The sequence below is a fragment of the Coleofasciculus sp. B1-GNL1-01 genome (genome assembly GCF_040220235.1).
GTDB lineage: Bacteria > Cyanobacteriota > Cyanobacteriia > Cyanobacteriales > Coleofasciculaceae > Coleofasciculus.
The window spans coordinates 40,584-60,363 of sequence record NZ_JAVJTO010000030.1 but is presented as its reverse complement, the minus strand read 5'-3'; the positions used below and the strand labels follow the sequence as shown (position 1 = coordinate 60,363).

The 19,780-nt window shown below is 43.7% G+C and carries 14 protein-coding genes; 11 read left to right on the top strand and 3 right to left on the bottom strand.

Annotated features, from left to right (window positions below; genetic code table 11):
* Window positions 1-123: 123 nt before the first annotated feature.
* From RID53_RS06990 to RID53_RS06975, 4 genes are all read left to right on the top strand, one after another.
* On the top strand, window positions 124-2,211 hold the full coding sequence (locus tag RID53_RS06990; RefSeq protein ID WP_446387428.1) for an acylase: 2,088 nt from the start codon (window positions 124-126) through the stop codon (window positions 2,209-2,211).
* A 239-nt stretch (window positions 2,212-2,450) separates the two neighbouring features.
* Entirely contained in the window at window positions 2,451-2,618 is a 168-nt protein-coding gene (locus RID53_RS06985; protein ID WP_446387427.1) for a hypothetical protein, read from the top strand.
* The gene (locus tag RID53_RS06980; protein ID WP_446387479.1) at window positions 2,557-4,161 is read left to right on the top strand and encodes an iron uptake porin; all 1,605 of its coding nucleotides are present in this window, start codon (window positions 2,557-2,559) and stop codon (window positions 4,159-4,161) included. The genes RID53_RS06985 and RID53_RS06980 overlap by 62 nt, the downstream gene beginning before the upstream one ends.
* Before the next feature lie 529 nt (window positions 4,162-4,690).
* Window positions 4,691-6,037, top strand: a complete 1,347-nt coding sequence (locus tag RID53_RS06975; protein ID WP_446387426.1) for a pentapeptide repeat-containing protein — start codon at window positions 4,691-4,693, stop codon at window positions 6,035-6,037.
* 279 nt (window positions 6,038-6,316) lie between these two features.
* Here RID53_RS06975 and RID53_RS06970 read toward each other — a convergent pair whose 3' ends face one another.
* Window positions 6,317-6,817 (bottom strand): tetratricopeptide repeat protein, encoded by a 501-nt coding sequence (locus RID53_RS06970; protein ID WP_446387425.1) that lies wholly within the window; start codon window positions 6,815-6,817, stop codon window positions 6,317-6,319.
* Between the two features lie 564 nt (window positions 6,818-7,381).
* Between RID53_RS06970 and argG the strand changes: the two genes are divergently transcribed.
* Both argG and RID53_RS06960 read left to right on the top strand, forming a co-directional pair.
* Window positions 7,382-8,620: an argininosuccinate synthase gene (gene argG / locus RID53_RS06965; RefSeq protein ID WP_446387424.1), complete on the top strand. Its 1,239-nt coding sequence runs from the start codon at window positions 7,382-7,384 to the stop codon at window positions 8,618-8,620.
* Window positions 8,621-8,693: 73 nt separating this feature from the next.
* The gene (locus tag RID53_RS06960) at window positions 8,694-9,467 is read left to right on the top strand and encodes a TauD/TfdA family dioxygenase (RefSeq protein WP_446387423.1); all 774 of its coding nucleotides are present in this window, start codon (window positions 8,694-8,696) and stop codon (window positions 9,465-9,467) included.
* 30 nt (window positions 9,468-9,497) lie between these two features.
* On the opposite strand, the gene RID53_RS06955 is transcribed toward RID53_RS06960, so the two are convergent.
* Window positions 9,498-13,127, bottom strand: coding sequence for a WD40 domain-containing protein (locus RID53_RS06955; protein WP_446387478.1), 3,630 nt, complete (start codon window positions 13,125-13,127; stop codon window positions 9,498-9,500).
* 188 nt (window positions 13,128-13,315) lie between these two features.
* Between RID53_RS06955 and RID53_RS06950 the strand changes: the two genes are divergently transcribed.
* From RID53_RS06950 to RID53_RS06940, 3 genes are all read left to right on the top strand, one after another.
* A complete protein-coding gene (locus tag RID53_RS06950; RefSeq protein ID WP_446387422.1) occupies window positions 13,316-14,224 on the top strand; it encodes a dimethylarginine dimethylaminohydrolase family protein in 909 nt (302 codons plus the stop codon).
* A gap of 129 nt (window positions 14,225-14,353) precedes the next feature.
* Window positions 14,354-15,421 (top strand): ornithine cyclodeaminase, encoded by a 1,068-nt coding sequence (locus RID53_RS06945; RefSeq protein ID WP_446387421.1) that lies wholly within the window; start codon window positions 14,354-14,356, stop codon window positions 15,419-15,421.
* A gap of 395 nt (window positions 15,422-15,816) precedes the next feature.
* Window positions 15,817-17,004, top strand: a complete 1,188-nt coding sequence (locus RID53_RS06940) for a M20 family metallopeptidase (protein WP_446387420.1) — start codon at window positions 15,817-15,819, stop codon at window positions 17,002-17,004.
* Window positions 17,005-17,193: 189 nt separating this feature from the next.
* Here the strand turns inward: RID53_RS06940 and RID53_RS06935 are convergent, their stop codons facing one another.
* Complete coding sequence (locus tag RID53_RS06935; protein WP_446387419.1) at window positions 17,194-17,331, bottom strand: hypothetical protein; 138 nt, start codon at window positions 17,329-17,331, stop codon at window positions 17,194-17,196.
* Window positions 17,332-17,531: 200 nt separating this feature from the next.
* On the opposite strand from RID53_RS06935, the gene RID53_RS06930 reads away from it, so the two are divergent.
* Both RID53_RS06930 and RID53_RS06925 read left to right on the top strand, forming a co-directional pair.
* The gene (locus RID53_RS06930; protein WP_446387418.1) at window positions 17,532-19,256 is read left to right on the top strand and encodes a dipeptide ABC transporter ATP-binding protein; all 1,725 of its coding nucleotides are present in this window, start codon (window positions 17,532-17,534) and stop codon (window positions 19,254-19,256) included.
* Window positions 19,257-19,336: 80 nt separating this feature from the next.
* Window positions 19,337-19,732: a hypothetical protein gene (locus tag RID53_RS06925; RefSeq protein ID WP_446387417.1), complete on the top strand. Its 396-nt coding sequence runs from the start codon at window positions 19,337-19,339 to the stop codon at window positions 19,730-19,732.
* Window positions 19,733-19,780 lie beyond the last annotated feature (48 nt).

Below are 19,780 nucleotides of genomic sequence, written 5' to 3'. Positions count from 1 at the left end.
AATGGTGTATTAAAGAAGGAACTCAGCCTCAAGGAATAGTTTACAATTTATTGTGGTTGATTAAACAAATAAGGTCTATAATTTATAGTCGTACAAAAATATCGACGTTTATTTTAATTGAGAATGTCCCGATTGAACAAAAGATTTTCAGTTTTGCTCGTCATAGTGCTGACGGTGATTTTTACTGTAGCCTGGGGAATTTACCGTCCAGTGACTGGAGACAATCAAACTGAGATTCTTTGGGATAGGTGGGGCGTACCGCATATTTACGGTAATAATACAGAGAATCTATTCCAGGCGTTTGGTTGGGCGCAAGCGGCAAGTCATGGCAATCTTATTCTAAGGTTATATGGACAGGCACGGGGTAAGGCAGCCGAGTATTGGGGGCAAGATTATTTGGACTCGGATAAGTATGTCCGCACTATGGGCATTCCCGCCAGGGCGCAGGAATGGTACGAAGCGCAAGATCTGACGATGCGGCGTTATCTGGATAGCTTTGCGGCGGGGATTAATCGGTATGCTGCCGAACATGATGACCAAATTGACGATAAGGTCAAGGTGGTGTTGCCTGTGGATGGGGTTGATGTGTTGGCACATTTACAGCGGGTAACTCATTTTAATTTTGTGGTGAATCCCCAGCGTTTAGAATCGTTGCAATCGGGAGGGTCTCAAGCGGGTTCTAATGGATGGGCGATCGCACCGTCTCATTCGGCGAGTGGGAATGCGATGCTACTGGCGAATCCACACTTACCCTGGTCGAATTTTTACCTCTGGTACGAAGCCCAGTTAACCGCCCCAGGGATTGATGCGTATGGGGCGGCGTTGGTGGGAATGCCGATGTTATCCATTGGGTTTAATGATCAGTTGGGTTGGACAGCCACAGTAAACACTCATCGGGGTTGGACGGCTTATGAACTCACGCTGGCGGATGGGGGGTATGAGTTTGATGGGCAAGTTCGCCCCTTTGCAACCGAAACCCAAACTCTAAAGGTAAAGCAGGAAAATGGGACATTAGCGGAACAGGAATTGGTGATTCGGCGGTCGATTCATGGTTTTGTGGTTTCGCAGCAGGAGGGGAATGCGATCGCGTTGCGGGTGGTGGGGTTAGACCAACCTCAGTTAATGGCACAGTTGTGGGATATGGTGCGATCGCGTAATCGCCAAGAGTTTGAGACAGCCGTCGCCCGTTTGCAACTGCCCATGTTCACGATCCTCTATGCTGACCGAGACGGGCATATTTTGCATATATTTAATGGTCAAGTGCCAGTGCGTTCTCAGGGAGATTGGCAGTATTGGCAGGGTGTGGTTCCTGGCGATACCTCTGAAACCTTATGGACAAAGTATCATCCCTATCAAGATTTACCTCGCATCCTTGACCCAGAAACGGGTTGGTTACAAAATGCCAATGATCCACCTTGGACGACTACATTCCCCCAAGCGATTAACCCTGATGATTATCCGCCCTACATGGCACCCCAATCTATGAATTTCCGCGCCCAGCGATCGGCAAAAATGTTGATCAGGGAGAATCCAATTAGTTTTGAGGAGATGATTGCCCGAAAATTCTCCTCGCGTCTAGAATTGGCAGATCGGATACTCGATGACTTAATTGCTGCAACACGACAGTCGGGGGACGAGTTAGCCAATGAAGCCGCGAATGTGTTAGCCAACTGGGATCGACAGGCAAATGCAGACAGTCGAGGGACGGTTTTGTTTGCCACTTGGGTACAGTTAATGCCGAATACGAATCAGTTTGCTACAGGTTGGAATCCTCAATCGCCTCTGACTACCCCTGATAGTTTGGCAGATCCGGTGGCGGCGGTGGAGGTTTTAGCAGAAGCCGCCGCTAGGGTTAAATCAGGGTATGGCAGGTTAGATATCCCTTGGGGTGAGAGGGCACGATTAAAGTATGGGGATGTGGATTTACCGGGAAGTGGCGCGTCTGGGCAGTTGGGCAGTTTCCAGGTGATTAATTTTGCACCGATGAATGAGACAGGGTTGCAATCAGTAGCTGGGGATAGTTATATTGCCGCGATCGAGTTTTCTGATCCAGTTAAGGCAAGGGTACTCACCGTTTATGGCAATGCCACACAACCGGGTTCTAGGCATATTGGGGATCAGTTACCTTTATATGCCCGCAAAGAATTGCGATCGGTTTGGCGGACTCGTCAGGATATCGAGGCAAATTTGGAATCGCGGACGGTGTTTTGAAAGAAAAAACTTCGATCATTTAGGGATAATAGCTGGAATCGACGATTAAAGGTTGATAAAGTCCTAGAAATAAGCCTTGATACGATAAAAACCAATCCACTTATTGAACTGATACAGTAGAGGTTAGGGGGTGGAGTTATATAAACAACCCTCAAACCCTTACATAAGACATAAGACGTAGCTTGCTTTCTCGCGACAGTGAGTATGACGAATGACGAATGACGAATGACAAATGACAAATGACAATCTCCACCGTTAACTTTAATTGTCCCCACCTACTGAAGTATTCAACCGGACATAAGGAGAAACCGAAAAATGGATCAAATTTTGCCGAAACTGCTGTGGATGAATACAGCGATCGCGTTTTGGGTAGTGTGGGCTGGAACTGTTACGGCACAAGAGGTTGAGGTGCAAGGGTGTGGGGGTGCGGGGGAGTTTTGTGTTTTAGGGGAAACCTTAGAGAGTCCAGAAACAATAGGGAATGAGTCGAGTGATCCGACTGAGAATCGTTTAGACCCAATTAATCAGTACGGGAATAATAATAGCTTAGGTCAAGTGACGAATGTTTCCCAGTTGCGGGATGTACAGCCCAGTGATTGGGCATATACTGCCTTGCGATCGCTCATTGAACGATATGGCATACTCACAGGGTATCCTGATCGTACATTCCGAGGCAATCGGTCAATGACTCGCTACGAATTTGCCGCCGGATTACGTCAGGCTTTAGATCAAATCCAATCCTTAATTGCCAGGGGGCGCGATGTTCCTCCCGCAGACTTAGCCACACTAGAACAGTTAACCAATGAATTTGTTTTAGAACTCTCCCTGCTACGGGGTGATGTAGACGCCTTAACCGCCCGAACTCGAGAACTAGAACTGACCCAATTTTCGACAACAACTCAACTGGATGGAGAAGTGATTATTGGCGCGGCGGGGATTGTTTCTGAGGATGATACTGTTACCACATTAGGACATCGTACCCGCTTAAATTTAGACACGAGTTTCACGGGTGAAGATTTACTGCGAACTCGACTACAAGCGGAAGGATTAGGGCGTCTGGAACGTCGCACAGGTACACCGGAAGGGGAACTATCTTTTACTGGGGCTAGCGATAGTGACTTAGAGATTGATGCTTTATTGTACCGTTTCCCGATCGGGAATCAGACGCAAGTGGTTATCGCGGCAAATGCTGGGGCGGCGGATGACTTTACGGATACAATTAACCCTTACCTGGATGGGGATGGCGCGAGTGGGGCGGTATCTCGCTTTGCTACTCGTGCGCCGATTTATTATTTAGTTAGTGGGGCGGGTGTCGGGGTAAGACACGCCGTAAATGATCAGTTAGAAGTTAGCTTAGGCTATTTAGCTGGGAATGGCGGAAATCCGGAACCCGGTAACGGCTTATTTGATGGGGCTTATGGCGCATTAGCCCAAGTCAAATTTGAGATTCGCGATCGCGCCACGATTGGCTTGACCTATGTTAATGCGTATAACCAAGACTGGCAAGTTGGTAGTCAAGACACTAATTTAGTCAATCAATTAGATTTGCCCGTCGTTACCAATTCCGTTAACCTCGCCGCTTCCGTACAACTTAATCCCCGATTTGTGGTTGGAGGATGGGCGGGTTATACCAAAGCCAATGTTATTGATGAAGGGGATGCTAATTTGTGGTATTGGGCGCTAACATTAGCCTTACCCGATTTCGGCAAAACTGGCAATCTAGGCGGATTTATTATCGGGATGGAACCCAAAGTTACCGGGAGCGATGGTTTGAAGAATTTAGGCATTGATGATCCGAGTACCTCCCTACATCTAGAAGCATTCTACCAGTATAAGTTAACCGATAATATTACAATTACACCAGGGATAATTTGGCTAACTGCACCGGATCATAATAGCGATAACGATGATGTCTTCATTGGCACAATACGAACCACATTGCGATTTTAAAGTGGCGGGATCGTAGGATCGTAGGGTGGGTTAGGCGGAATTTAATTCAGGCAATAATTATTTAATCAACTATCCGCCGTAACCCACCGATATTCAGGTGGGAATTGCAAGCCATTGAATAAAGGGCGGGGTAACTCACCGATATTCAGGTGAGAATTGCAAGCCATTGAATAAAGGGCGGGTTTTGTTGTTCAGTTATCGGTAACCAGCCCAATTGAGTCCCTAAACCCGCCCCTACAATGGGTTAATAAATTCTGAATTCGAGTTTTTTTACCTGCTGGTTTAAAATTGATTACCAATATTACGGGAAAAGGGTAGAGTTCCGCCGCCAGAGAATCCATGGCTGACTTAGGCGATCGCACTCTCTCTTGCTACCCCGCTGCATCTGTAGCCAAAGGGGTTTACAGGCTTTTGATTAAAGGCGCGATCGCACTAACCTGTATAACTCGTAGCCCCTGATCAGGTGGAAGGATTTGTACAATACAATTTAAGATTGCTATAGTAAATACTTATCTATACTAACTATTCTATGCGTTTATCCACGATCAAAACCCTCCCGTTAGCCACCAGCTTTACAACTATCGCTCTAGTTACCCTGCTATGTCTCAGCAATTCCGTGCAAGCCGCCAAGGATCAAGATGTAGAAAAGCTTTTAGATGAAGGAGAATGTCCGACTTGTAATCTGCGGGGAGTGCGTTTGAGGAAGCGGAATCTCAGGGGGTTCAATATTGAAGGTGCTAACTTAGTTGAAGCCGATTTAAGAGAAGCTGACTTACGGGAAGCCCGACTTTCTGGGGCAAATTTAGAGGATGCAGATCTCCGGAATGCTCGACTCGCTAACGCTAATTTATTTCGGTCTAAACTTCTTAAAGTTAATCTACAAGAGGCGAATTTAGAAGACGCTAATCTCCAGAATGCTAACTTACAATTTGCCGATTTGCGGAAAGCAAACCTGATGAATGCTTCATTACAGAATGCTAATCTGACTCGTAGCAATTTACAGGAAACCGATTTAAGACAGGCTAAATTAGCTAATGCATCTCTAGAAGGAGCCAATCTCGGTGACGCTAATTTAGAAGGAACCTCATTAAGAGGGGTAAACCTCAAAGGCGCTAACTTAGAAAATGCCAAGTTATTTCGCACCGATTTAAGGGGAACCCAATTTAATAGTCAAACGGTTTTGAATGACAAATGGTTATTTGTTTGGGAGTTGGTTAATCAAGGAATTGCCGGACAAGCGTTAGCAGGGGCGGATTTGTCAGGTGCGAATTTAGAAGGGTTGAATTTGGAAAACGCAAATTTAGAAAATGCGAATTTAGCTGAAGCGTATTTATTTATTGTCAACTTACGAGGCGCTAATCTGCAAGGTACTCAGTTGACTAATACGGAATTGCGCTATGCTGACCTGAGTAATGCCGATTTAACCAATGCCAACTTAAGGAATGCCGAACTCGGAAATGTTAATTTAGCTGGGGCTAATCTAGAAAATGCTAATCTGAGAACTGCAAAAATTAATGAAGAGACGACCCTTGACTCCAAATGGCGTTTGGTTTGGGAAATTGTGAATCAAGGGGCTGAGGAACGTGAACTACGGGGTGCTAATTTATTTAATGCTAATTTAAACGGAGCAAATTTCCGCAATGTGAATCTGAGTGGTGCAAGCCTGTACAATTCTGACCTTCAAAACACGAACTTTGAGGAAGCAACCTTGTTTCAAGCCGATTTGAGTAATGCTAATTTAGCGGGGGCGAATTTGCAGAAGGCAAATCTACAAGAGGCGAATCTCAGGGGGGCTAATCTAGAGGGGGCTAATCTTAACCAAGCGAATCTCTGTAACGCCATTCTGCCCGATGGGACACAACAATCTTGTGAATAAGTGAGGGGCGAGTTGATATAGCGTTTTCATTTGGGTCGTGAACACAGGAACCTGATAAAAAGGCAATGGGCAATGGGCAATAGGCAATAGGGGAAAGAGATACGGAGTTTTTAAGTAATCTAAGAAAAGTCCTCCTAGGTTTACAACTCATTTACAAATGCTATATACATTGGTGTCAACTTAAGCTGAAAAGCAGGGGAAGCAATGTAGAGACGTGCCATGGCGCGTCTGGGAGCTGGGGAAGTAGAAATACTTTCGTTATCAAGTTCGATCTTCTTTTTACCGTTCATTCACCCATTGGACATCCCCTAACGCTTCATAGTGGGCTAGGGCTTGATTGTACCATTTCCTAGCCTTTTCTATTTCCCCCAATGCGGTGTAAAATTCGCTTAAGTCTTCTGCAACGAGGGCGGGAATATCGGTATCTTGGCTAGCCGCGAGTTCAAGGGCTTTCTGATAGTTTTGTAGGGCAAGCTGAGATAATCCCACTTGTCGATAGAGTTTACCCAGTTGGTGATAAATAGCGGCGGTTGGGTTTCCTTGACTGACTAAATCGTCTAGGGTTTCAATGGCGTTTTGTTTCAAGTCGTGGCTAAGGTAAAGGTTGACCAAGGATAGGGCTTTGGCTTCCGGGTTGAGTTGATTATTGGCGAGAATTTGGGAGGCGGCTGTCTTGATTTGGGCTTGGGTTTGGCTATCCAGGATTCTGAAACCAAGTTCAGGTATATTTTCCTCAAACGAACCGCGATCGCGAGTTTCTACTGTCCATAAATAATACACGCCCGGTGTTAGGGGGGTTTCACCCGAATACGTTATTTCGGTGTCATTGACGTGAGTTTGCCAATCTACATCCTCACCCCTAACACGTACCTTGTAGCGGGTGGCGTTGGCTACAGGATGCCAACGAAATGTCGGTTTATTATTGAGTAGAGTGGTGCGACGGGGACTGATCAGGTAGGGGATAGCAGGATTATTCCAAGCAACGGACTAGCAAATTTTTTGACTCTGAGGAGAAAGTAGAATTATAATGAACCTAAAGGGCTGAAACCTAATCTCCATCTGTAAGTAGTCGGACAAAGGTTTTCGGCACTGTGTATTTTTTGTAAACATCGCTCAAATCCTTGGGCGTCAAAGTTTACAATAGTTTTTATGTATTGACATACAGCGTTTTCTATGCTGGTGAGGTACATTGAGAATAAGACTTTTGCGCTCACAGAGGCTAACATCGTTTTGTTACGGTACCTCACTAGACTGAGAAATGCTGTAGTACCGCTTATTTATGTCCGACTACTTAAAATCTTTACGAAACCAGTTTAGTAATTCACCTATAGAGGAAAAACAGGCATGAATGTTCAAGATATAAAAGGGAAAACTATTGCTTTTGCTGGTTCAGGTGGTCTTGATAGTTGCACCATAACACGTTGGCTTACAGATAAAGGTGTACGTGTTGTGTGTTTTACAGCCGACCTAGGACAACCTGATGAAAAAGATTTGGAAGTTATTCGCTGTCGAATGCTTAGTTGCGGAGCAGATGATTTTGTTTTGTTATCCGCCCAGGAATTATTGGCAGAATTTGGTCTTTATGTAATACAATCTCAAGCTCGCTATGAAGGAAGCTACTGGAACACCACCGGAATTGCTAGATGTGTACTCGTGAAAGCCCTTATTTCAGAAATGCGAAAAAGAGGATTGTCTATCCTTAGCCATGGAGCAACAGGACGTGGTAACGATCAAGTTCGTTTTCAGATTATAACTAATATGCTTGCTCCTGATTTTGAAGTGTATGCTCCTTGGCGTGACGAAGCCTTTCTAAAGCGTTTTCGTGGTCGTAGCGAAATGATCGATTTCTGTAAAGAACGGAAGCTCCCCATAACTGCCACAAAGGAGGAACCTTACTCAACAGATGCAAATTTGCTTGGTCTAACTCACGAAGCAGGATTACTTGAATCACTTACGACTCCTGCCAATGTTGTTAAACCTGTTATGGGTTGCCATCCGTTAGATGCTTCAGAGAAACCGGAAGAATTTGTTGTACGCTTCGAGCATGGACGTCCACTTATAATCAATGGTCAGCCTGTTACCTTACTTGATGCAATTCTTCAGGCAAATGTAATTGGTGGACGGCATGGAATAGGGATCGCTACTCATGTGATTGAAAATCGCTTCGTAGGAGTCAAATCACGCGGTATTTATGAAAGTCCCGGTATGGAACTACTTGGCACCTGTTATGAAATGTTGCTCCAATTAATTTTGGATCGGCGTGCTCGCGAGTTCTTTGATCAGCTATCCAAATTAATTGGTAGACAAACTTATCAAGGTTATTGGTTTGATTTAACTACCCAGATGGCACTTCAAGCTGTTCAACACATAGCTGAACTGGCTACAGGAACAATAGGTGTGTCTCTTTATAAAGGAAATATCTCTTTTCTATCCGCTAACCATGTATCTCATTCCTTATATTCTCAAGAAAATTCTTCTCTTGAAGCTGTTGGAAATTACAATCATGCTGATTCAGAAGGACTACTACGTGTACTTGGTGTAAATGCACGAGCAATGGGGTATAATGGTCAAATAAAAGGATGAATTATTTATTTTTATCCAATTAAATTATTAAGCAAAATTAATTTTATGAAATGTTAGTGAAATATAATTTATTATGCCACATATTGTTTCAATTAAAGTGGAAAATGTGATGCATATGCAAGAAACAGAGTGCTTGTCTATGTTAAAAACTATTAATGATTCAGGTTTTTTAATAATTGAGTGCCAAGATATTTATAAAAATAGGGAAAGTTTATTGTATTTGTCTAATTTTTTTGGAAAAATAGTATACCATGATCATTCTTGCAATGACGGTGTAGTACCTATTATGCCAATTTTTAATAATCCTCAATATGTCAATACAACTAATCAAACACTATCATTACATACTGATGGTTCATTTGAAACAAATCCACCAAAAGTAATAGCTATGCAGTGCGAAATTGCAGCTAATCGCGGTGGCTTAACTCAGTTGATTAATGCTAAACTCATATATGAATATTTATATCAGATAGCTCCTAATGATATTTTAATGTTATTTCAACCTGATGTTTTTACGGTAACAAGAAATAAAAAAACTGCTACAAGAGCTGTCTTTGAGTATAAAAATGGTCGAGTACAAATGGCTTTCCGGTCAGACCATGCTGCACGAATTTTAGTAAAACCTCAAGCTGTTAAGTTATTTAATTTAATTAAAGATTTTATTTCTAATCCTCAACATCAAACTATTTTAAAACTTAAGCGCAATCAAATACTAATTCTTGACAACACAAAAGTTTTACATGGTAGAACTAGCTTCAAAAGAACTGAAAAAAGAAAAATAAACCGGATTTGGTTTAATGGTAAATCTAATTATTCTTCTTATTTAAGATTAGGATTCCTACCTTAAATAAAAAATAATTGATTTTATAAAATATTTTTAAATAGGGAGTTCTAGTTCCTCATTAATAGCTCCTAAACTTAATAGGGTAGCTTTCTGAGATTCAGTTAAACCTTTAATTCCAGTGATATTCATTCTCTCATAGGGGCGTTCGGATCGGAGAGTTTTGATGCACTCACCTCTGTTAATATCGAAAATTTTAATAGTTCCATCTTGGCTCCCACTGCCTAGAAGTTTACCAGTGGGACTAAATGCGACGGAGAGTACTGCATCAGCATGTTCCAGCCAAGTATTTAGACACCGACCACTCTGGATGCTCCATAACTTTATTGTGTTATCGTTACTACCGCTAGCCAAAATTTGATTATCAGGACAGAATGCTACAGATTGTACCCAATTTGTGTGTCCAGATAAAGTATTCAGACATTGACCAGTTCTCAGATCCCACACCTTCAAGGTATAGTCATCGCTGCCACTAACGAGGATATGCTTATCAGAACTGAAGGTCACTGATCGTATTCTGCTAGTGTGTTCTTGTAGAATATTTAGACATTGACCAGTTCGGACATCCCAGAGCCTTACGGTTTGATCTTCGCTACCACTAGCCAAAGTTTGACCATCTGCACTGAAAGCTACTGGTCGCACCCATCCGACGTGACCTACCAAAGTTTTGATACATTGCCCGGTTCGGACATCCCATAGCTTTACGGTTTGATCTTCACTGCCACTAGCCAAAGTTTGACCATCTGCACTGAAGGCAACGGAAAATATCCAACCAGCGTGACCAACCAAAGTTTTGATGCATCGACCAGTTCGGATATCCCAGAGCTTAACCGTTCGGTCAGCGCTACCACTAGCAATAATGTGATTATCAGGACTGCAAGCAACTGACCAAACACAACTAGTGTGTCCTGGTAGAGTATTAAGGCATTGACCAGTTTTAACCTCCCATAATCTTAGTTGATAGTCTTCGCTACCACTGACCATAATCTTACCATCTGGGCTAAAAACAACTGACCAGTTCCAGTTGATGTACCCCTGCAAAGTGTTTAAGCATTGACCAGTATTAACATCCCAGATTTTTACTGTTCTGTCTTCACCACCACTGGCAAGGCGTTGACCGTCAGGACTAAAGGTTACGGAGCGCACGCAGCTAGTGTGTTTGTTCAATGTTTTTAGGCATCGACCATTTTGGATCTGCCAAAGTTTCACAGTTTTGTCAGCTCCACCAGTAGCTAGAGTTTGACTATTAGGACTGAATATAACTGAAGTTACCTCATTAGTGTGTCCTATAAATGTGTTGAGGCATTGACCATTTTGGACATCCCAAATCTTTACGGTTTGGTCATGACTGCTAGTAGCAATAATTTTACCATCTGGACTGAAAACAACAGTATTGACCCAATCTTTGTGTCCCTTTAAACTTTTGAAATATTGACCAGTCTTAACATCCCATAGTTTCACAGTATGATCTTCACAGCTAATGGCAAGGATTTGACCAGTAGGGTTAAAAGTGACTGACCAGACCCGGCTTTGTTGCTGCAAAGTGTTCAAGCATTGACCAGTATTAACATCCCATATTTTTACTGTTTTATCTTCACTACCACTGACCATAATTTTATCTTTAGGACTAAAGGCTACAGATCGAACGCGGTTGTTATGTCCCTTAAACGTTTTCAGGCATTGACCGTTTTTGATATCCCAAAGCTTTACAGTTTGGTCTGAACTCCCACTAGCTAGGATATTGTCATCTAAACAGAAAGCAACTGACCAAATCCAGTTAGTATGTCCCTGGCAGGTTGATATTTTATAACCCTGATCATCTGCAATTTGCCACAGGCTAATTTCACCAGTAGCATCACCTGTAGCCAATAATTTTCCATCCGGACTAAATTTTACTGATAAAATACTACCTATGGTTTGAGTAAAAATAGAATGTGCAAACTCCGAATAAGCAAAATTTACATCGTGCAGATTTACTCCCTGTAAGTATGCTTGCCAAATAGTCATAAAAGAAAAATTATAACCTTTCAAATCTGTCTTTATTTGACACAGTATATTCAATATATTACCTCCAATATACCCAGGCTCCAAAGGATTTTTCTGGCGTGATTTATCTGAAATCTGAATCAGAGCATCTTCAACATAGCTTTGGTTTTTAAAAATATTCAGTAACTTATCCTTAATGGGTTTAATAATAAGACGAACTTGGGCTTCCCTCACGTTATCTTTTGCAGTAGCTTTGAGTAAAGCATGACTGTTCAAGAGTTCAATTTCTCCAGTTACAATCTCTTGGGAAATCTGCTTGATTAATTTTCTATATGTGTACTCAACTAGTACAGGTTGCAGCGCAAAACCTTTGATACTTCTTATAATAGGTAATCGCCGTTGTAGAGACTGTATAGTTTCTGTTACTTTTTCTTTTGCTATTGATGACAAAAGATCATCTTGGAGCTGGAAAACTGAAACAAGTTCACGATTAATTGCCAACCAATAAAATACCTGTTTTTCCAAGCATGAAAGCCGTTCAAAATGCCAATCGAGTAATTCATATATATCACTAAAAACTTGCTTTCCTAAGCTTATAAAGCCTGCAATATTTCCTCTAAATACATCATAAATGTGTTTAGCTACGATCTCTAGAATAAGAGGATTGCCATCATAAAAATTGATAATTTCTTTCCATTCATCATCGGAACTTGCAAAACAATCAATTTCTGTAAAAATCTTTTGTCCTTCTAGTTCATTTAACCCTTTTAATAGTAATGAACGAATAGGTCTTGTTTTACCTTCTAGTAAAGCAATTTCTTTCGGCTTTTCTCGGCTTGTCAATAATAAACAGCTATTATGATAAATTTTACCAACTTGCCTAAATAGCTTACCATAATCTTCATATCCCTTTTGGCATTGCCCAGCACTGTCGCCACCCTGCAGAATTGCTTCAACATTATCTAAAACAATTAAACAACGGTGCGAGCGCAAATAGTGTAGTAACCGTGATATTTGGAAGTCTATATTGTTCGGAAAATCAGTTTCCTGTTGATTAGACAGAAACTTGATTAAATCAGTCAAGATGTCTGTGATTGGTGGAGCATTGAAAAGTGACCGCCAAATGATGTACTCAAAATCATCCTGAATCTGTTTTACTAGCTTTACTGAAAAACTAGTTTTGCCAATCCCTCGCATACCTAATATTGCCACCAGTCGGCAGCGCTCACTGACAATCCATTGCTTTAGAGTGACGAACTCTTCCGTGCGTCCAAAGAAAATTAATACATCGGGTGCTTCTCCTAAATCGTGGTAAGAGCTTGCAATTGCTTCATGATCTACCAAAGAGTCACTGGTTTGCCATCTTATTTTTTCTGCGTTGGGTGTTTCTAATACTCCCACATTATTCAAGTTGGTAAGAGTGTGCTTACTCACCCAATTAGGTTTGTACTTGGCACATAGAGTAATCAATGTAGGACGCAACGAGTACTTTTCACCGGGTTCATTTCTCAAGCCAAAGGCTCGACAGATATTTTTAACATGTGTTCTGACAGTTGCTGGTTCAATTTTCAAAGATACAGAAATTTCATTATCCTTCTGACCTTGTGCTAACAACCGCAGTATCTTCCGCTGTGAAGGTGTAAGGTTATCAAATATTTCATCAAACCTCTGTTGTTCCATAATATCCAAGGCTACTACTCGGCTAGGTGTATACACATTAGTGTACAAGTTCTGGTGTAACCATTCTATATGTGCATTTTTGTACACACAGTAGATCTTTACACACAAGATAACTACCTTAACGAAGTTAGTGCAAATATGAAATTGCTCTAGGGATTCGGAGCATAATGTTTTACCAACAACTTGTTATGACCATCATATTGAAAAGCCTTGAGCTTGAAACCATTGCAGTAGATAAACACTTCCAAAAAAGAGATGCGAATTGCATTCTCATGTGTCGTCCCGATTACTTTGACGTGGACTACATTATCAATCCCTGGATGGAAGGCAACCTGCACCAAACCCAACGCGATCGCGTCTTCCAACAATGGCAAAAACTGTATCACAGTATCCACTCATACGCCACCGTAGAACTCATCCCACCCCAACCCGGTTTACCGGATTTCGTCTTTACCGCCAACGCCGGGGTTATCCGTGGAGATAAAGCCATTGTCAGTCGCTTCCGTCATCCACAACGCCAGGGGGAAGAACCCTTCTTTAAGGCTTACTTCCAACAGCAAGGCTTTACTGTCTATGAACTCCCACCCAACCTACCCTTTGAAGGTGCAGGAGACGCCCTGCTTGACCGAGGAGAAGCCTTACTCTGGGCGGGATACGGCTTCCGGTCTACACTCGATTCCCATGGTTACTTAGCCTCCTGGCTAGATATTGAGGTTGTCTCCCTACGCCTGATTAATCCGAAATTTTATCACCTGGATACCTGCTTTTGTCCGTTAACGGGTGGCTATCTCCTCTATAATCCCCGCGCCTTCGATAACCATTCCAACCGCCTGATTGAACAGCGCATCCCCAAAACGCGGCGGATTCCGATATCAGCCGTCGATGCTGAGAATTTTGCCTGTAATGCGGTGAATATCGACAATTTGATTATCTTGCACCAAGCCAGTAACGAACTCAAACATCGCTTAACCACCATCGGTTTCCAAGTCATTGAAACCCCGCTTTCAGAATTTCTCAAATCCGGGGGAACCGCCAAATGTTTAACCCTGCGCCTAACTGAACCCATCGCCAATTTTAATGGTTCACGGAAAGTCTAGAACCCTGAGTCTGGGCGGGTTTAGCTACACCACCTATCGTGGCAAAGGTGCGTTAGGCTGCGCTAACACACCCGACACATAAACAACAAAGATCACTAATTCCATCCTCACACTCATCACAGAAGAATCATGACTCAATTACTTCATTGTCCCCAATTGTCCCTCTGTTCCTATACCGAAGAAGCCCATGTCGCATCCGTCACCCAAGCCGGAGTCGCCCCAGACCACTTTTACGGTACAACCATTTACCCCACAGATGTCTTTATCGCCGGGGAATGGTTACGAGTAAAAAACCAGCGCATGGATGCCGCGATCGCACTCAATTATACCCCCACCCTATCCGCTGAGTGCAAACTGTTGCGGGATTTGGAGGTTGGCGATTTGGTGGTTGTTGGAGAAGAGGGGATTCGCATCCCGGATAAAACCACAGCCAACCCACCTGATCGCGAATTTAGTTTCATGTCCTCCGGCGTCTCCAGTGAACGCCAAGTCCGTTTAATTGTAGAACGTCTTGCTAATGATTTACTCACCTACCGGGAAAGCGGCTGGAAAGTCGTCATTACCGCAGGTCCAGTGGTTATTCATACAGGCGGGGGTGACGCCTTAGCCACGTTGATTCGCCAAGGATACGTACAAGCCTTACTCGGTGGAAACGCGATCGCGGTTCATGATATCGAACAAGCCTTGTTTGGTACATCCCTAGGGGTAGATATGCAACAAGGAATTAACGTTCGCGGTGGACATCGACACCACCTGCAAGCCATTAATTGTATCCGACGATGTGGCACTATTGAACGGGCTGTCGATCAAGGTATCCTCAATCATGGCGTCATGTACGAATGCGTCAAACAGGGGATACCTTTTGCCTTAGCAGGTTCCATTCGCGATGATGGACCCCTACCCGACACCATCACCGATACCGTTGTCGCCCAACAGGAATACGCCCGTTTGTTGCATGGTGCGGACATGATTCTGATGCTATCCTCCATGCTACATTCCATTGGCGTCGGCAACATGACCCCCGCAGGCGTGCAAATCGTCTGTGTAGACATCAATCCCGCCGTTGTCACCAAATTATGCGATCGCGGTTCGGTTGAGTCTCTGGGTGTGGTTACTGATGTGGGCTTGTTTCTCAACTTATTAGTACAGCAATTAACCCAACAAACCGTTCCCAAACTAACTCAAATCAGCGGCTAACAAACCCCGCAATTGTAGGGGCGCACTGACGTGCGCCCGATTCAATGGTCACATCTAATCCACCATTTTAGCCATTGAATATCGGGCGTCCCGATCAAGTTAGACAATTCTCCTGTTCATTTTTCTAATTTTTGCCCACCTCAAAGTAATGGGGAATTGATTTTCATTGAATATCGGGCGACCCGATTAAGTTAGGCACTTCTCCTGTTCATTATTGCAGCGGGTCGCCCCTACAATTCCTTTATATTATGTATATTATGTCCTAACGATTACCCATAATTAGGACAGACGCTCCAGACGTTCTAGACACGGATAAATTTTTATTAGGGGTGTTTGACCGGACATGATATTACCTCGATCTTCAATATGCCATAACAATTTTTTGCCAATAACCAATGAACAATCAACTACACCGACGACATAAAATTCATAGATTACAGCCGAACTTAGTCCAGTGGCGTCGGCACATTCATCAACATCCAGAACTCGCTTTCCAAGAACACCAAACCGCTAACTTTATCAGCCAAAAATTAACGGAATGGGGCATTACCCATCAAACAGGCATCGCCAAAACCGGAATTATCGCCCAAATCGAAGGGACAAAACCCAGTGTCAATCCCCAAAATTTAGCCATTCGCGCTGATATGGATGCCCTACCTATTCTCGAAGACAACTCAGTTCCTTATCAATCGCAACACCACGGCATTATGCACGCTTGCGGTCATGATGGGCATACAGCTATTTTATTAGGAACTGCCTATTATCTTGCTCACCATCGAGAATATTTTGCTGGAACAATCAAACTGATATTCCAACCCGCAGAAGAGGGATTAGGCGGTGCCAAAGCCATGATTGAAGCTGGAGTTCTGGAGAATGTCGCCGCCATTATTGGGCTGCACCTCTGGAATAATTTACCTCTGGGTACAGTAGGAGTGCGCCACGGTGCATTAATGGCAGCATCTGAAGCATTTTTCTGCCAAATTTTGGGCAAGGGTGGACATGGTGGGATGCCCCATCAAACCGTAGATGCTGTCGTCGTTGGGGCGCATATTATCCAAGCCTTACAAACGATTATTTCTCGCAATATCGACCCCTTAGACGCCGCCGTAATTACAGTGGGTGAACTGCACGCTGGGACAAAACAAAATGTTGTCGCGGCTACTGCCAAACTCAGCGGCACAGTACGCTATTTTAACCCAGCCTTGACCCAATTTATTCCTCAACGAATTGAGCAAATTATAGCGGGTATTTGCCAGATTCACGGGGCAGATTACAAACTGGATTATCAGCAAATTTCTCCTCCCTTAGTCAACGATGAGACAATCACTAACTTACTGCATTCCGTTGCCGAGTCTGTGGTCAAAACACCCACGGATGTTACCTCAGACTGCCAAACGTTAGCCAGTGAAGATATGGCATACTTTCTCCAGAAAATACCTGGCTGTTTTTTCTTCGTTGGTTCCGCTAATTCAAAGAAAGGATTGAACGCCCCTCACCACCATCCCCAATTTGATTTTGATGAAACGGCGTTGGCAATCGGAGTTGAAGTTTTTGTCAGGTTTGTCGAAGCGTTTTGTGGGTGAGTTCGCCCCAACTCAATTTCAGTGGCAAAGGTGCGTTACGCTTCGCTAACACACCCTACACATAAAGGCTTTGCGTAAATCTTATGTTTGTGTGGTTCCGCGATTTCAATCGTCATGGCAAAAGGGACTTCCTGTCATCGGATTTGGTATTAGTCAGGGTTAATGATAGGGAGTACATCAAAGGGGCAATCACCGCACAGCCAGCAGGGTAATATCGTCAAATTGATCGGCTTCTCCGGTATGATAAATTACAGTTGTGGTAATTTTACTCAGCAACGTTGTGGCAGAAGCCGCCGTTGTTTCCACTATCGACAGCAATTGTTCCATGGTGAAAGTTCCACAGTGAAGAATTGGCTGACCAAACGATTAATAAAGTATAGCGCTTCCCAAGTGCTGATAGTACACCCCTATAAGGGGCGCAAGATTTGCATTGGTATCAACTTAAGTTCAATTATCGGTGGGGAGGGCGGGTTTTGTTGTTCAATTATCGGTAGGTATCAAAATTAAACGCCTAAACCCGCCCCTACATGCTTATGACTTTATTTTGTATCGAAAATTTACATATTGCTTATCCGAGTAATCCTGACTATTGGGCGGTGAATGATGTCTCATTTACCCTGAATCCTGGAGAACGATTGGGATTGGTGGGAGAGTCAGGGTGTGGCAAATCCACTCTGGGACGCGCGGCGATGCGGTTATTACCAACAGCAACCAAAATTGAAGGACAAATTAAATTTAAAGGACAGTCTATTTTTGAGTTAAACCCAACTCAACTGCGCCAGTTTCGCGGTGAAGTGGTGGCGCTGGTATTTCAAGATCCGATGACACGCCTTGATCCGTTGATGACGATTGGGGATCATTGTCTAGAAACCTTACAAGCGCATAAACCTGAGTTATCGCGTTCTGAGTGTAAACAAAAGGCAATTGAAACCCTAGAAGCGGTGAAGATTCCCGCGAACCGTTGGTCTCAGTATCCCCATGAATTTAGTGGGGGAATGCGGCAACGAGTCGCGATCGCACTCGCCCTTTTACTCAATCCTAAGATGATTGTCGCGGATGAGCCAACCACAAGTCTAGATGTCACCGTCTCCGCCCAAATCTTACAGGAATTGACGCGACTTTGCCAAGAACGGGAGATGGCGCTGTTGTTAATTTCCCACGACTTAGCCATGGTGGGGGAATACTGCGATCGCGTGGCGGTGATGTATGGGGGTGAACTGGTAGAAATGGGAGCAGTTGGGGATATTTTGTACCAGCCTCAGCATGAGTATACGCGATCGCTCCTGCAAGCGGCGCTGCTGATGCAAACGGTGAATGATGGGGAACAGGGAACGCACAGAGGCGGAGTTGTAGGGGCGGGTTTTACCGATAACGATAGCCAAAAAACCGATAACCTAACTAAACCCGCCCTGATGGAGAAACAGGGGGAGAACAATCAACAGACACCCATTCTCCGAGTGCAACAGTTAAAGCAGTATTTCACCTTAGAACAAAATTTTATTGCCCAATTCTTGTCCCGCGAACCTCAACTGATTAAAGCGGTGGATGAGGTTAGTTTTGACCTGTATCCGGGGCAAGTTTTGGGATTAGTGGGAGAATCAGGATGTGGAAAAAGTACCCTATCGCGCACCATTTTGCAACTGATTCCGCCCACCTCTGGTATTGTCGAATTTCAAGGCATCAATTTAACCCAACTGAACCGGAAATCCCTACGGGATATGCGGCGACACATCCAAATGATTTTTCAAGATCCCTTGGCTTGTCTAAATCCCTTAATGACAGTGGGTGATAGTATTGCCGATCCTTTATTTATCCACCACTTAGCCACAGCAACAGCAGCGAAACATCAGGTGATGGAAATGCTGGAACGGGTGGGATTAACGCCTCCAGACGACTACTACCACCGCTATCCCAGAGACTTATCCGGAGGACAACAGCAACGAGTCGCGATCGCGCGGGCGTTGATTACTCGTCCCCGTTTGATTATCTGTGATGAACCCGTGAGTATGTTAGATGCAAGTGTACAGACACAGGTACTGGAATTAATGCGATCGCTAAAACAGGACTTTGAGTTAACCTATTTATTTATTACCCATGATCTCTGGGTAGCGCGGTTTTTCTGTGACGCGATCGCGGTGATGAATCAAGGTCAGATTGTGGAAATGGCAGACACGGAAGCCTTGTTTACCAATCCCCAGCATCCTTATACCCAAACCCTATTACAAGCCGCTCCATTACTGGCAAAACAGTAACTCAAAAAAACATTTATTTCAATTTCACCGACGCTATTATCGGCAACGGTTACACACCCTATTGGTTAGCCACTCAAGACTTGTATCAACTCTGCCAAACTCACCTGTCTGAGAATGGGGTTTTGGCGGTGAATCTGTTTCAACAAGAACGATTTTATGCTGACCAAGTAAAAACCATTCAAGCCGCATTTGCCCCGGTTTATCTCTGTCCCTTAAATGTAGGTAACACCGTTGTATTAGTGACAAATAGTCCGCCGCTTCAGTTGTCGGAAACCCTGGAACGCATCCAAGGGTTGCAAAATGACCATCAATTTGTCTTCCCCTTGTCAGAAACCGCTGTTCAGGTAAAAATAGGGTCACAGTTGATCGAGTGTATCCCTCAGTTAGACCAAGCTAAAGTGCTTGTAGATATAGCACTACGCATTAAGGTTAGGACAATACAATTGGGTGAAAAGGCAACAGGCAACAGGCAATAGGCAACAGGGGAATGTCCTAACGTATCCCCGTAGGGCTATACTGAACCA

What these genes read in the sequence shown, in the direction of transcription:
- RID53_RS06990 (WP_446387428.1), top strand. Translation starts at nt 124, where the DNA reads ATGTCCCGATTGAACAAAAGATTTTCAGTTTTGCTCGTCATAGTGCTG.
- RID53_RS06985 (WP_446387427.1), top strand. Translation starts at nt 2,451, where the DNA reads ATGACAATCTCCACCGTTAACTTTAATTGTCCCCACCTACTGAAGTAT.
- RID53_RS06980 (WP_446387479.1), top strand. Translation starts at nt 2,557, where the DNA reads ATGAATACAGCGATCGCGTTTTGGGTAGTGTGGGCTGGAACTGTTACG.
- RID53_RS06975 (WP_446387426.1), top strand. Translation starts at nt 4,691, where the DNA reads ATGCGTTTATCCACGATCAAAACCCTCCCGTTAGCCACCAGCTTTACA.
- argG (WP_446387424.1), top strand. Translation starts at nt 7,382, where the DNA reads ATGAATGTTCAAGATATAAAAGGGAAAACTATTGCTTTTGCTGGTTCA.
- RID53_RS06960 (WP_446387423.1), top strand. Translation starts at nt 8,694, where the DNA reads ATGCCACATATTGTTTCAATTAAAGTGGAAAATGTGATGCATATGCAA.
- RID53_RS06955 (WP_446387478.1), bottom strand. Translation starts at nt 13,127, where the DNA reads ATGGAACAACAGAGGTTTGATGAAATATTTGATAACCTTACACCTTCA.
- RID53_RS06950 (WP_446387422.1), top strand. Translation starts at nt 13,316, where the DNA reads ATGACCATCATATTGAAAAGCCTTGAGCTTGAAACCATTGCAGTAGAT.
- RID53_RS06945 (WP_446387421.1), top strand. Translation starts at nt 14,354, where the DNA reads ATGACTCAATTACTTCATTGTCCCCAATTGTCCCTCTGTTCCTATACC.
- RID53_RS06940 (WP_446387420.1), top strand. Translation starts at nt 15,817, where the DNA reads ATGAACAATCAACTACACCGACGACATAAAATTCATAGATTACAGCCG.
- RID53_RS06935 (WP_446387419.1), bottom strand. Translation starts at nt 17,331, where the DNA reads ATGGAACAATTGCTGTCGATAGTGGAAACAACGGCGGCTTCTGCCACA.
- RID53_RS06930 (WP_446387418.1), top strand. Translation starts at nt 17,532, where the DNA reads ATGCTTATGACTTTATTTTGTATCGAAAATTTACATATTGCTTATCCG.